12 protein-coding genes and 1 pseudogene are annotated in these 12,559 nt (G+C 62.7%); 11 read left to right on the top strand and 2 right to left on the bottom strand.

Annotated features, from left to right (window positions below; all coding sequences use genetic code 11):
- Window positions 1-226 precede the first annotated feature (226 nt).
- The 3 genes and pseudogenes from FNJ47_RS50405 to FNJ47_RS24905 all read left to right on the top strand — a co-directional run.
- Window positions 227-865 (top strand): annotated as a pseudogene (locus FNJ47_RS50405) (tail fiber domain-containing protein); the annotation flags it as partial.
- The gene (locus tag FNJ47_RS24910; protein WP_163157878.1) at window positions 862-1,788 is read left to right on the top strand and encodes a DUF2950 domain-containing protein; all 927 of its coding nucleotides are present in this window, start codon (window positions 862-864) and stop codon (window positions 1,786-1,788) included. The pseudogene FNJ47_RS50405 and the gene FNJ47_RS24910, both read left to right, overlap by 4 nt.
- 28 nt (window positions 1,789-1,816) lie before the next feature.
- Window positions 1,817-2,239: a hypothetical protein gene (locus FNJ47_RS24905; RefSeq protein ID WP_165445846.1), complete on the top strand. Its 423-nt coding sequence runs from the start codon at window positions 1,817-1,819 to the stop codon at window positions 2,237-2,239.
- Between the two features lie 30 nt (window positions 2,240-2,269).
- Here FNJ47_RS24905 and FNJ47_RS24900 read toward each other — a convergent pair whose 3' ends face one another.
- Window positions 2,270-2,533: a hypothetical protein gene (locus FNJ47_RS24900; protein ID WP_163157876.1), complete on the bottom strand. Its 264-nt coding sequence runs from the start codon at window positions 2,531-2,533 to the stop codon at window positions 2,270-2,272.
- A gap of 308 nt (window positions 2,534-2,841) precedes the next feature.
- Here FNJ47_RS24900 and FNJ47_RS24895 point away from each other — a divergent pair, with 308 nt between their 5' ends.
- Genes FNJ47_RS24895 through FNJ47_RS24885 form a run of 3 tightly spaced genes read left to right on the top strand, consistent with a single transcriptional unit; the run spans window position 2,842 to window position 3,938 of the window.
- Complete coding sequence (locus FNJ47_RS24895) at window positions 2,842-3,270, top strand: universal stress protein (RefSeq protein ID WP_163157874.1); 429 nt, start codon at window positions 2,842-2,844, stop codon at window positions 3,268-3,270.
- Window positions 3,271-3,324: 54 nt separating this feature from the next.
- Complete coding sequence (locus tag FNJ47_RS24890; RefSeq protein WP_163157872.1) at window positions 3,325-3,621, top strand: HdeA/HdeB family chaperone; 297 nt, start codon at window positions 3,325-3,327, stop codon at window positions 3,619-3,621.
- Between the two features lie 23 nt (window positions 3,622-3,644).
- Window positions 3,645-3,938 (top strand): HdeA/HdeB family chaperone, encoded by a 294-nt coding sequence (locus FNJ47_RS24885; protein WP_163157870.1) that lies wholly within the window; start codon window positions 3,645-3,647, stop codon window positions 3,936-3,938.
- 138 nt (window positions 3,939-4,076) lie between these two features.
- On the opposite strand, the gene aspD is transcribed toward FNJ47_RS24885, so the two are convergent.
- The gene (aspD, locus tag FNJ47_RS24880) at window positions 4,077-5,702 is read right to left on the bottom strand and encodes an aspartate 4-decarboxylase (protein WP_163157868.1); all 1,626 of its coding nucleotides are present in this window, start codon (window positions 5,700-5,702) and stop codon (window positions 4,077-4,079) included.
- A 367-nt stretch (window positions 5,703-6,069) separates the two neighbouring features.
- Here aspD and aspT (FNJ47_RS24875) point away from each other — a divergent pair, with 367 nt between their 5' ends.
- The 5 genes from aspT (FNJ47_RS24875) (at window position 6,070) to FNJ47_RS24855 (ending at window position 12,163) form a co-directional block, all read left to right on the top strand.
- A complete protein-coding gene (gene aspT / locus FNJ47_RS24875) occupies window positions 6,070-7,761 on the top strand; it encodes an aspartate-alanine antiporter (RefSeq protein WP_163157865.1) in 1,692 nt (563 codons plus the stop codon).
- A 15-nt stretch (window positions 7,762-7,776) separates the two neighbouring features.
- Window positions 7,777-9,471, top strand: coding sequence for an aspartate-alanine antiporter (gene aspT, locus FNJ47_RS24870; RefSeq protein ID WP_163157863.1), 1,695 nt, complete (start codon window positions 7,777-7,779; stop codon window positions 9,469-9,471).
- 323 nt (window positions 9,472-9,794) lie between these two features.
- Window positions 9,795-10,505 (top strand): TonB family protein, encoded by a 711-nt coding sequence (locus FNJ47_RS24865; protein ID WP_163157861.1) that lies wholly within the window; start codon window positions 9,795-9,797, stop codon window positions 10,503-10,505.
- A complete protein-coding gene (locus tag FNJ47_RS24860; RefSeq protein WP_163157859.1) occupies window positions 10,498-11,064 on the top strand; it encodes an RNA polymerase sigma factor in 567 nt (188 codons plus the stop codon). Before FNJ47_RS24865 ends, FNJ47_RS24860 begins: the two co-directional genes overlap by 8 nt.
- 112 nt (window positions 11,065-11,176) lie before the next feature.
- On the top strand, window positions 11,177-12,163 hold the full coding sequence (locus tag FNJ47_RS24855; RefSeq protein ID WP_163157857.1) for a FecR family protein: 987 nt from the start codon (window positions 11,177-11,179) through the stop codon (window positions 12,161-12,163).
- The last annotated feature ends 396 nt before the right edge of the window (window positions 12,164-12,559 follow it).

The raw sequence follows: 12,559 nt of genomic DNA, 5'->3' as shown, positions 1-12,559 counted from the left end.
GCACCGCCGCGATTGCCGCCGCCGCCACGATTCGCCGCAGCTGCGCGGTTGCCGGCACTGCCGCGGTTGGCGGCCTTTGCGCGATCGCCACCGCCCTTGTTGCCGGCACCCGCGCGGTCACCACCCTTGGCGCGATCGCCCGCACCAGCACGATCACCACCCTTGGCACGATCTCCGGCGCGGTCGCCTCCACGATCCCCAGCTCGATCGCCTCCACGATTTCCAGCGCGATCACCCGCACGGTCTCCGGCGCGATCGCCCCCACGATCGCCGCCGCGGTCTCCTGCCCGGTCACCTCCGCGGTCTGCACCCTGGCGATCGCGCAAAGGCCGCCAACCGCGGCAGTGCCGGCAACCGCGCAGCTGCGGCGAATCGTGGCGGCGGCGGCAATCGCGGCGGTGCCATGAACGTGTCGTCCGGACGGGCAGCTGCGGCGGCATCGGCGCGCGGGCGGTCGAGTATGGCCAGCATGCCGCGCGGCGGCGGCGCAAGTTTCGCCGGCCGTGGTGGCGGTGGCTTCAGCGGCGGCGGAGGTGGTTTCCGCGGCGGTGGCGGAGGTGGCGGCTTCCGTGGCGGCGGCGGTGGTGGACGGCGTTCCGACATCGCGCTCAAGCACGATATCACGCTGCTTGGGCATCTCGCCAACGGTCTCGGCTACTACCGCTTCAGCTATCTCGGCAGCAGCAAGGCCTATGTCGGCGTGATGGCGCAGGAGGTCGAGCAAGTCATGCCGGCGGCCGTGACCCGCGGCGCCGACGGCTATCTCAGGGTCTATTACGGCAAGCTCGGACTGAAATTCCGAAGCTACACCGACTGGCTTGCCGCCGGCGCAAAGATTCCATCCCCGTCGGAGGCATCACGATGACAAGCTGTTCGCGACTGAATCGTATTGCCTCGATCGGCGTGGCTATAGCCGCCGCGCTTGCCCTGCTGCTGTCGTCCGCTCGCGCCCAGCAGGGCTTCCCCAATCCGGAGGACGCGGCGGCCGCCTTGGCGACCGCCGTCAAGGCCGGCACGAGCCGGGCCATGCTGAAGGTACTCGGTCGCGATGCTGCCGATATCATCGAGTCCGGCGACGATGTCGCCGACGCCAATGCGCGGCAGCGCTTTCTGTCGGCCTATGACGACAAGCATTCGATCAAGGCTGACGGCAACAAGAAAGCCATTCTGATTCTGGGAAAGGATGATTTCCCGTTCCCGATCCCCCTCGTCAACAACGACGACGGTTGGAGTTTCGACGCGGATGCGGGTCGTCGAGAAATCCTCTACCGCAGGATCGGCCAAAACGAGCTTGCCGCAATCCAGACCAGTTTGGCTTATGTCGACGCCCAGAACGAATACGCCGAGAAGGATCGCGGCGAGGGTGTGGGCGCCTACGCCCAGCGCATCGTCAGCAGGCCGGGCAAGACCGACGGATTGTTCTGGCGCGACGACAAGGATCCGAGCCCGCTTGGTGAGCTGGCGGCGCAAGCTGCTGTGGAAGGTTACAAGGTCGGCGAGCAGAGCATGCCGTACCATGGGTACTACTATCGGATCCTGAAGGCGCAGGGCTCCGACGCCCCCGGCGGCGCGCTGAATTATGTCGTGAATGGCAAGATGATCGGTGGATTTGCACTGGTTGCCTGGCCGGCTGAATATGCAAATTCCGGCGTCATGACCTTCCTCGTCAACCACGCCGGCACCGTCTATCAAAAGGATCTCGGTCCACGCACCGATTTCCTGGCCAAGCGCATGATCGCTTTCGATCCGGATCACACCTGGAAGAAAGTGGACCCTACAAATCCCTGAGCGAAGAGGGACTGCAGCGATGCGAGGCATGATCCGTCCCGTCATACTGGCGCTTGTCGCTCTGGTGCTTCTGGTCGCGCCATGCTTCGCGCAGGCGACCGGCCACGTCCAGGTCAAGTTCGTAAAGGCGGCCCTCATCGTGGGGGGCGGCGGCGGAACCGGCACGCTCATCTACCGCGGTCGGCACTATCCGTTCATCGCATCCGGATTCAGTCTCGGCGTAACGGCCGGCACGTCCGTGAGCTGGCTCGAAGGAACTGCCTCGGGTATCCGGGAGGTCAACGATTTCGCCGGCAGCTACGCGCTGCTCGGAGCAGGCGGTGCGTGGGCCGCTGGCGTCGGCGGGGTAACCCTGCGAAATGAACACGGCGTGGTGTTGATGCTCAAAGGGCCGAAAGCGGGATTGGAGTTCGCGGCCAATCTGGGTGGGCTCACGATCGCGCTGAGGTGAATCCAGGCTCCGCTTGCCTCAATCCAGAATCTACTTCGGAAGACATTCCACATTGTAGGCAATGATGATCTGCGCCGGGTCGGCCTTGCCGATGCTTTTCAGGTCTTCGAAGCCGCTCTTCAGCCTGGCTCCTGCGTCTTTCAGGCTGCCCTCGAGCGTGGATTTGGCGGTACGGCACCGCTCCTCGCTAGTGAACTCCTGAAAGACCACGGTCGGCAGAAGCCTCCATTCAGCTTTGTCGCTCGTGGCAGCCGGGTTGACCGAATAGGAGAATACATACATCAGCACCCACATCTGCATGCTCCCGTCGTGATGCGAGGTGGTCGCGCCTTCCCGTCATCGTCGAAAGGCGCGGCGGTCGAGCTATGGCCATCATGGTCTCGTGCGGAAGGCCCGCGTCGACCATGATCTAGATCAAGTGAGCAGGCGAACCTGCAGGGTATCGCGACCGAGTTGTCCCTTGCTCTCTGGCAAGTGTAGACATCCAGGCGCGCGGCGCACCGAGCGATAGATTGATCTATCTCAAGGCCAGATGCGCGGCGAAGGCTCAGTTTGAATCGGCAGATAACGATTCGTCATCCGGATAATCGGGAGGTAAAGGCATGTACCGGCACATTCTCATTCCGACAGATGGGTCGGAGCTGGCGGAGCATGGGCTCAAGCATGGGCTGGCTCTGGCAAAATCCGTCGGCGCCAAAGTATCGGTCATCTTCGTCGTGGAACCGCTCTCGGAAATAGGAGGGCAGTACCGTGAATTACTCGCGAGATACACCCAGATACGTAAGGAAGAGGCCACCAGCGCGCTGGAGCGCGCCGCACACGCGGCCAAGGAGACCGGCGTTTCCTGCGAGACAAGTCAGGTGGAGAGCGGGCGACCCGATCAAGCCATCATCGCAGCAGCCAAGGACAAGGGCTGCGACCTCATTGCCATGTCGTCGCACGGACGCAGCGGGCTTTCCGCCCTCCTCATCGGTAGCGTGACGAACAAAGTGCTCACGCAAGCAAAAACCCCGGTCCTTGTTTGCCAGTGAACGTGCACGTTCACGCAGGAACCCGCCACATTGCATGAAATTTGGGAGTAGTTCATGAAGAAGATTGCTGTGTGCCTGGCTCTCGCGAGCGCGACGTTGTCGAGTCCCCTGCAAGCGCAGACAAGCGTCGACATGGCGCGCATAACTTGCGCGCAATACTTGGCCATGTCTCCGGGCGATTCTTCGGTATTTTCTGCCTGGATGAGTGGTTGGTTCAATCAAAAGAAGGGATACGTCTTCGTGGATCTCAACGCGTACGCGCGGAATGTTGCAAGCGTAAAGGCATGGTGCGCGACCAATCCCACTCAGACCGTGATGGCAGGCCTTGAGCGCTCCACCGCCGGCCAGTGATCAAACAGGATTGGAAGACAACCATGAAGCCATCAATCTTTGCTGTTGCGACCGTTGTACTCCTCGCCACGACCGTTGTGGCCGAAGCTCAAGTCGTCGTCGATCTGTCCCTCATCACCTGCAAGCAACTGCTGGAGTCGGACAACGACAAACAAATGTTGATCAGCTCCTGGATGTCGGGATATTTCAGTGCATCGAAGAATTTGAGCGTAGTCGATTTTCGCTACGTCGAGCGGAACGGCAAGGTCATCGGCAAGTACTGCAAGTCGCACAAGTCGGACACCGTGATGAATGCGATGCAGAAGAACTGGCGCTGATCATCCTCGCTCCTATCGGTCCGGCGGGCCGGTCGTCGCGAGGTACCGATTTCCCAGAGCTTATGCAAAAGCCCCGGCACGGTCGCCGGGGCTTTTCTTTGGCTTCAGCATGCCGGATCGCCCTCCCGGCGCGTGGCGTCAGCGTTTCGCGGCCGCGCCCTTCGCTGCCTCGTAGGCGTCGCGATAGCCTCTCGCGATTGTCCGAACGCCTCGTCCGATGTCGTCGTAGACGTCGTCCGGGAGGTTCGCGAGCGACACGCGAAGCGACCATTCGGGTGCGTCGAAGCCGCCCCCGTTCAACAGCACGATCCCGTGGGCTTCGGCCAGCCTGAACGCGAGGTCCAGCGGGTGGACATTCTTCTTCAGGTATTCGACGGCCTCGTCGCCGATGTTCTTTCGGGCCCAGAACTCGAAATCGATGAGAGCGTAGTAGGCATCGTAGCTCGGATTCGGGGTCAGCTTGTCGGCCAGCCCGAGCCCGTCGAGCAGCGACCACAGCCGCTTGTTGACGATTTCCATGCAAGCGGCCTGATAGGCCTTCTTCACGTCTATCATCTCGGAGAGCGAGAACAGGCTCATCATCACCTGCTGCGGCAACGACAATCCCGCGGTGTGATTGAGCGCGACGTCGCGGCTGTCGGCGACGATACGGTCGATCAGCTTGAGCTTGCGCGGTTCGAGCGTGAGCGGCCCGTAGCGCTTGTCGAGCGCCTTCACGGCCTCGTCCGGAAGATTGGCGATCTTCCTGTCGAAGATGTTGTCTTCATGGATCGCAATCGCGCCGAGCCGCCATCCCGTGCAGCCGAAATATTTCGAATAGGAGTAGACGCCGATGGTGTTGTGCGGCAGTTCGCCGAGCAGCGAACGGAAATCGTGCACGAAGGTCCCGTAGACGTCGTCGGTGAGGATCATCAGGTCGGGGCGCTTGGTCTTGACCAGATTGGCCAGCTTGGCAACCGTCTCCTTGCTCAACGCCATTCCAGGAGGATTGGAAGGATTGACGACGAAGAAGGCCTTGATCTTCGGATCCTCCAGCTTCTTGATTTCCTCGTCGGTGAACTGGAACTTGTTTTCCTGCGGAGCCCTGATCTGAACGACCTTCAGGTCGTAGTCTTCAAGGTGCGTCATCTCGATGTAGGGCGTGAAGATCGGCGTCGCCAGCGCGATCGTATCGCCCGGCACCAGCAGCCGATTGGCCTTCAGCGACTTGAACAGGTAACACATCGCCGCCGTGCCGCCTTCGACCGCATAGATGTCGAACTTCCCGGCCGGCCGGGGCTCGCCGCAGACGGCCCACATCAGGTATTCGTGCACGATCTTCTCGTTGTGCACCAGCATGCGGTCCGGCACCGGGTAATTGTCGCCGATGATGGAATCGACCAGTTCGTGGACGAAAGCGTCGGAATTGAAGCCGAATTTCTTCACTGCAAAAGGCAGCATCTCGGTCAGGAAACTCGCACCGGGCATGTCCTTGTGCTGTTTGAGCCAGGCCTCGAACCGTCCGGCAATGCCGTTTGTCTGCGGCATGCCGCCGATGCCCGCCGGGTGCTCCATCACTCGCTTGCTCTCGGTGATGGCGAACTGCCCGAGCAGGAAGAAGCCTTCGCGCGGCGTCGTCGCCACCCAGTTCGGATTGCCCCGCCCGGCGTTCAGGAAAGGCATCTGACTGCGCTTCGAATTGCTCTTGGCGAGGTTGATCAGCTCGTCCTTGATCTCGAAGGGGCTCAGCGCCTCGAATTTCTTTAAGGTCAGAAGATCGGCCATTTTGATGCTCCCGGGACGATGCAAGCTGTTGGAACGGAAGCGACAGGCGCTCTTGCCCGCGCAATCGCGCGCAGCATGATCTGCATGCCGGTCACGGCCCTTGATCTATGTCAACGGTCTGGTGCGGGCGACGCTGCCGCGCCGACGGAACGCCGCGTCACCATGCAGCATGCGAACCCGCGCGCGCCGTCGACAAGACGATGAAGAGGCAAGGCAATCGCTGTCGCAATTGACATAGATCAACATCCTTCTCGGCAACCGCCGCCTGATATCCGTCGACGCAATTGCTTGGCCCTGCTGGTCCACCCTGGGTGAGATCGAAGTGGACGCGAGCCGAAGCCTCGGGACAGCATCAACCGGTGACATCATGATCGATTGGCTCTTCCAGACGCTCCGCACCTATCCCGAGATCGCGATCTTTCTCTCGCTGGCCTTGGGCTACTATTTCGGCTCCTTCACCTATAAGGGGCTCGGTCTCGGCGCGGTCACCGCGACGCTGATCGCCGCTGTTATTATCGGTCAGATCGGAATCACCATTTCAGGTCCGCTGAAGCCGTTCTTCTTTCTGATGTTCCTGTTCGCCATCGGTTACGGCGTCGGACCGCAATTCGTGCGCGGCATCGCGCAGGATGGCGTCCCGCAGGCGATTTTCGCGGCCGTAGTCTGCGTCTTCTGCCTGCTGTCCGCCTATTTCGGCGCCAGGATCGCCGGCTACGACGTCGGATCGGCGATCGGGCTCTATGCCGGCTCGCAGACGATCTCCGCATCGATGGGGCTCGCGACCGACGCCATCAATCGCCTTGGTCTGCCCGCAGACGAAGCCAAGAAGCTGCTCGACGCCATGCCGGTCGCCTATGCCGTGACCTATATTTTCGGAACGGTCGGCTCGGCGATCGTCCTCGCCCTGCTCGGGCCGGCGCTGCTCGGGATCGATCTCGAGGCCGCGTGCAAGAAATATGAAGAAGAGCACGGCGGCAAGAAGCAGCTGGGCGGCCCGGGGACGGCCTGGCACCAGTTCGATGTGCGCGCCTATCGCGTTCAGGAGCGCGGGCCCGTCGCCGGCAAGACGGTCGGGCAGGCCGAGGCGCTGCTTCCCGATCATCGCATCTTCGTCCTCCGGCTCCGGCAGGCCGGGAAGATCGAGGAAGCGACCTCCGACACCGTGATTCATGCCGGCGATGTCGTTGCGGTAGCAGGCCGCCGCGATGTGCTCGTGCAGTTGATCGGCGAGCAGGCGGAGGAAGTCGACGATCGCGAGCTGCTGGCGGTGCCGATCGAGGGCGTCGATGTCTACGTGACTAGCAAGGACGTCGATGGCAAGACGCTGGAGGAGCTAGCGAAAGAACCGGGCGCTCGCGGCGTCTTCCTGCGCAAGATCGCCCGGGGCGCGATCGCGGTCGAAATTCCGATCCTGCCGAACACCAAGATCAACCGGGGCGACATCCTCACCCTGGTGGGCCGCACCTCCGATGTCGCTGCCACCACAAAGATGCTGGGACGGCCAGATCGTGCGACTGACGTAGCCGACGTCGCCTTCATCGGGGCGGCCATCGCGATCGGCGCCCTTGCCGGCGCTTTCGTCTACAAGATCGGAAGCGTGCCGCTCACATTGTCCACCTCCGGTGGCGCGCTGATCTCAGGTCTGTTTTTCGGTTGGCTTCGATCCGTACATCCGACCTTCGGCCGCATCCCGTCACCCACCGTGTGGTTCATGAACTCGGTCGGCCTGAACGTCTTCATTGCCGTAGTCGGCATCTCCTCGGGGCCGGGATTTGTCGCCGGCTTGCAGAAGCTCGGCTTCAGCCTGTTCCTGTGGGGCGTCGTCGTGACCACCGTGCCGCTGATCCTGGCGATGTTCGTCGGCAAGTATGTGTTCCGCTTCCACGACGCGATCCTGCTCGGCTGCTGCTCCGGCGCGCGCACGACGACCGCGTCGCTCGGCATGATCAACGACCGTGCGAAGAGCCAGATTCCCGGCCTTGGCTATACCGTCACCTACGCAGTCGGAAACACGCTGTTGACGATCTGGGGCATGGTGCTGGTCATGATGATGGCATAGCCGCGGCCGGCGACGATGGTGATCTGGCTACAGCAGTTTCTCGTCCGTTATCCGGAGCTCGCGCTGTTCCTGGTGATCGCGGCGGGTTACTGGATTGGAAGCTTCAGGATCGGGGCTTTCAGCCTCGGTCCGGTGACGGGTGCGCTCTTTGCCGGCCTTGCGGTCGGCGATTTCGCGCATGTGCCGGTCTCCGGCATGACCAAATCCTTCCTGTTCCTGTTGTTCCTGTTCGGAGTGGGTTATTCGGTCGGTTCGCAATTCGTTCTGGCGATGAAGCGCGACGGGCTGAAGCCGGTGCTGATGGCCATTGTCGTAAGCCTCACCGGCCTTGCGGCCGCGATCGTTGTGGCACGGGTGCTGCGGCTTGATCCCGGCTTTGCCGCCGGATTGATGTCGGGCGCGCTCAGCCAGAGCGCGGCGATGGGTACGGCGACCGACGCAATCAACGGACTGCCGGTATCCGAAGCACAGCGCGCGCTGTTCGTCTCGCACGTCGCGGTGGCCGATGCGGTCTGCTACATCTTCGGTTATGCCGGCGTGATCACATTCTGCACGATCGTCGTTCCGGCGCTGCTGAAGATCGATCTGAAGACCGAAGCGCTCAAGCTGGAACAAGCCTTGGGCATCACGCGCGCCCAGCCCGGCCTGGCGTCGGCCTGGCGCAAATTCGAGCTGCGCGCGTACCGGCTGGATGCCGACGCGGCGATCGCCGGACTGACGGTTGCCGCCGCCGAAGCTCGCGTGCCCGAGCAACGCGTGTTCATCCACCGCATTCGCCGCGGCGAGCGCATCCTCGAGGCGGAGCCAGGGATGACGCTCGCGGCCGGCGACGTGATCGCGCTATCCGCGCCGCGCCAGACCATCGTCGAGCTGATCGGACCGCGCGGTGAAGAGGTCGAGGACCGGGAGCTGCTCGACATCCCCCTGATCTCGGCCGACGTGTTCCTGATCAACCCGGAGCTCGCGGGCAGCAGTCTCCAGCAGGCGTCGGAGCAGAGCTGGTCGCGCGGCTTGTATCTGCGCTCAGTGAGCCGGGGTGATGAAGCAATCCCGATCGCCGCCGGCACGGTCCTGGAGCGCGGGGATCTGCTTCGCATCGTTGGCCCTGAAGCGGCGGTGCAGAATGCTGGCAAGAGCATCGGCGTCATTGTCGCGCCGAGCACCAGCATCGATTTCGTGGTGCTCGGGCTTGCGATTTTCCTCGGCGGCCTCGTTGGCGTGCTCGTGAGCTTTTCGGTTGGCGGTGTCACGATTTCTCTGAGCACCAGCGTCGGCACGCTGCTCGCCGGACTGCTGGTCGGCTACCTCCGCACCCGACTGCCGTATTTCGGCCGGATCCCAGACGGCGCCATCAGCCTGATGACGGCGCTCGGGCTCGCTGCCTTCGTCGGCCTGACCGGCATTCACGCCGGGCCGATCTTCCTTTCCGCGATACGCGAGTCGGGCATCGGCCTGCTGCTGGGCGGCATGATCGTCACCCTGTTGCCGCAGATCGTCGGCTTCTGCTTCGGCCATTTCGTGCTGCGCATGAACCCGATCCTCTTGCTGGGCGCATTGACGGGAGCGCAGACGGTGACGGCCGCGATGGCCGCCATCCAGGAGCGCTCGGGGAGTTCCGTGGTGGTGCTCGGCTATACGCCCGCCTATCCCGTCTCGAACATTCTGCTGACGACTTGGGGGTCGATCATGGTCGCCGTTTTGGCTGGATGACCAGACGGGATGGCCGGCGGTTACCTCGCCATTGAGATCGAACGCTACTAAGCCAGCTTCACTGGGCGTCGATAGGAAAAGGTCGCCTCCGAAATAGTGGGTTTCGCGATGTAGCGGTCTCCCGCTACCATATTCTCACACTGCCTTATCCGGTTGGGACGGGTCCCTTCGCCGAGCAGGCGGTCGATCGCGGTCCACACGCGCGCTTCAACGCTTGCCGGTCCCACGACGACGCAAGACCTGCGCGAAGGGGAGTGGCTCATGTCCCCTGCAGACGTTATGGGATAGTCGTTGTCCATTCAGGATAGTGACGTCTGCAGTTCATGCCGTTTCGGTGGCGCTCATGGTTCGGCGGCTTTCTCTCCCTGGGCATGCTCTGGGCCTGTGCGGGATCGGCACAAACCACTCAACCGGTCGGTCGGGCCTGGTTCGACATTCCCTCGCAGCCGCTCGCTTCCGCGCTCGACGCCTATAGCAAGGCGACCGGCGTCGTTATCGCCTATAACGGCAACCTCGCGGTTGGGCGGGTTTCGAATGCAGTGCAGGGGCAGTTCAATCCGCAGCAAGCTATCCTTATTCTTCTGAAGGGCAGCGGACTGGTCGCGGACTACACGGCATCCGATGCCATCGTCGTCATTCCAGCACCGAATGAAACTTTTGTGACGCGATCGCCGTCGGCCATCGCGCTGGCGGCCTTGTCACAACAGAGCGCTATTGAACGGCGATATTCGGCGCTGCTACAGGAGCGGGTGACCAATGCCTTGTGCGCCCAGCGAGCGACAAGGCCCGGTACATACCGGGCCGCCATCAGCTTTTGGATCGGGTCTTCTGGCAGCGTGACGAGGGTGAAGCTTTTGGGGACGACCGGCGATCCGCAACGGGATGCAGCGATTGCGGAAGCGGCACGTCGCGTATCCGCGGGTGAGGCTCCCCCCGCGCAGATGACGCAACCCTTTACCATGGTGATCCTGCCGCGAGCGTCCGGCGGCACGGTCGACTGTCCGCCGGGTGAAGGCGACCGCCGAGATGAGTGAGGACGAGAGGTCCACCAGCTCGTCGGATCATGATCCGGACCGGGAGAGCGAGAGTTCGCGAACGCTGCGGGCCCTGTTCATCGAGCGGTATCAGGACTTGAAGTCGCGCCTTGCACGTCGGCTGGGCTCCCTGGAGTGGGCAGAAGACGCTCTGCAGGATACCTATCTGCGCCTGAACGGACGGGAGATCGTTGGCGATGTCCGCAATCCGGCCGCCTACCTGCTTCGGTCTGCCTTCCATGTCGCGCTGAATCAGCGGCGCGCCGATAATCGGCGCCTCAATGCGGAAGAGGTCGAGGCGCTGCTCAATCTCGCGGATGATGCGCCTGATGCCGTGCGCGTGATTTCAGGCCGTTCCGATCTCGAAAGGCTCAAGCAGGTGATGGCCGAGCTGCCGCCGCGTCCGCGCGCCATCCTGTTGGCCGCCAGGCTGGAAGGGTTGTCCCGGCAGGAGATTGCCCAGCGCTTTGGCATCTCCGTGAGCCTGGTGGAAAAGGATTTGCGGAGGGCGCAGGAACATTGTGTCGCCCGTTTCAAGAAAATCCGGCGTCCGGAGTAGAAAATTGTGCGGTTCGCCTCACCAGGGAGTGTCTATGTTGCGGGAGGTCCGCTGGTTCGCCCGCAGAGGATCGCGCCCGCAGTCCCCATCATGACCGGCACATGCAACGTTGATGATTGATAGCGACCAACATCACGACGAGCTTTCCGGGCTGGAGCGCGAAGCCCATGCCTGGATTCGGCGCCTGACGTCCGGCGAGGCGAGGGCGGCTGACGCGGCTGCCTTGCAGCGGTGGTGCAGCCAGAGCCCGGCGCATGCGGCCGCTTTCTCGGAAGCCAGCCGATTCTGGAAGGCATTCGGCCCTGCCGGTCAGAGCCTGCTCGATGACGAGAGGAAGACGAGCCACCGTTCGCGGGCCGGTGGCAGGACCCCGATCATGACTCGCCGCGCAGTCGTGGGCGGAGCGCTGGCGGCCGCCACGGCCGGGATCATGGTGGTGCACCCGCCGCTCGAGCTGTGGCCGTCGTTGCTGGAACTGCGGGCTGACTACCGCACCGGCGTCGGCGAGCAGCGTGAACTGGCCGTGGTCGATGGCGTTGCGGTCCAGATGAACACGCGTACCAGCATCTCGCTGGGATCGGGAGGTGCGTCCGGCACGGTCGAGCTGATTGCCGGCGAAGCCTCCTTCAAGGTCGCCGATCGGCGCATGGAAACTTTCAGCGTGACCGCGGCGGGCGGAACCACCACGTCGACCGGCGCACAGTTCGATGTGCGCGTTGACGGATCGAGCGCCTGTGTCACCTGCCTCGCGAACGAGGCGCATGTGGAGCATCGGGCGCAACAGGTTGTTCTCAAGTCGAGGCAGCGCGTGACCTACGGCGATAGCGGATTTGGCGAGGTCGTCGCAATCGACCCGTCGGTTGCCGCCGCCTGGCAGCAGGGTCTGATCATCTGCAATATGATGCCTTTGGCGGACCTGATTCAGGAACTGAACCGGTACCGGTTTGGCCGCATCGTTTTGCTGAACGGGGAGTTCGGGCGCAACCCCGTCAATGGTCGTTTCAGGATTGATCGTCCCGACGAGGCCCTGGTGCAGATTGAGCGTGCGTTCGGCATTCATGCCCGCGCCTTGCCCGGCGGGCTCGTCCTGCTCTCCTAGCGCTTCCCTGCTCGAGATTCCAGTGCTTGCTCCGCTCTAATGCGGTGACACAAAACATTCATAAAATTCCCTTGAGGGTTCCGACGTCAGGAGGTGTCACGACAGTGAGCCGGCGGTCATCACATTGATCGCAAGTTGGCTTAGTCAGGATACCGAATGTTCGTCGACCGTGTGATCTCCAGCGCATCGCGCGCCCCGCGCAACGCCTCGTGGCTTCGCTCGTTGCAGAGCAGTCGGATGAGCGGAGGAGTGAATCTCGCAAGGGCTGACGAGCAAACACACCGGCCGCGCATCGACCAGGTCGAAGCACCGACGCTTCGCCCTGTACGCCTCTGATCCGCTCCTTTCCGCTCATTTCGTTTCCAGAGGACATCGTATGCCGTCTCGCCGGAAAGC

The organism is Bradyrhizobium uaiense (assembly GCF_010811875.1).
GTDB lineage: Bacteria > Pseudomonadota > Alphaproteobacteria > Rhizobiales > Xanthobacteraceae > Bradyrhizobium > Bradyrhizobium uaiense.
Note: the sequence above shows the minus strand (reverse complement) of the source record. Positions and strands in the feature narration are given on the sequence as shown.

Coding starts and splice junctions, on each gene's coding strand:
- FNJ47_RS24910 (WP_163157878.1), top strand. CDS start 862: ATGACAAGCTGTTCGCGACTGAATCGTATTGCCTCGATCGGCGTGGCT.
- FNJ47_RS24905 (WP_165445846.1), top strand. CDS start 1,817: ATGATCCGTCCCGTCATACTGGCGCTTGTCGCTCTGGTGCTTCTGGTC.
- FNJ47_RS24900 (WP_163157876.1), bottom strand. CDS start 2,533: ATGTGGGTGCTGATGTATGTATTCTCCTATTCGGTCAACCCGGCTGCC.
- FNJ47_RS24895 (WP_163157874.1), top strand. CDS start 2,842: ATGTACCGGCACATTCTCATTCCGACAGATGGGTCGGAGCTGGCGGAG.
- FNJ47_RS24890 (WP_163157872.1), top strand. CDS start 3,325: ATGAAGAAGATTGCTGTGTGCCTGGCTCTCGCGAGCGCGACGTTGTCG.
- FNJ47_RS24885 (WP_163157870.1), top strand. CDS start 3,645: ATGAAGCCATCAATCTTTGCTGTTGCGACCGTTGTACTCCTCGCCACG.
- aspD (WP_163157868.1), bottom strand. CDS start 5,702: ATGGCCGATCTTCTGACCTTAAAGAAATTCGAGGCGCTGAGCCCCTTC.
- aspT (WP_163157865.1), top strand. CDS start 6,070: ATGATCGATTGGCTCTTCCAGACGCTCCGCACCTATCCCGAGATCGCG.
- aspT (WP_163157863.1), top strand. CDS start 7,777: ATGGTGATCTGGCTACAGCAGTTTCTCGTCCGTTATCCGGAGCTCGCG.
- FNJ47_RS24865 (WP_163157861.1), top strand. CDS start 9,795: ATGCCGTTTCGGTGGCGCTCATGGTTCGGCGGCTTTCTCTCCCTGGGC.
- FNJ47_RS24860 (WP_163157859.1), top strand. CDS start 10,498: ATGAGTGAGGACGAGAGGTCCACCAGCTCGTCGGATCATGATCCGGAC.
- FNJ47_RS24855 (WP_163157857.1), top strand. CDS start 11,177: ATGATTGATAGCGACCAACATCACGACGAGCTTTCCGGGCTGGAGCGC.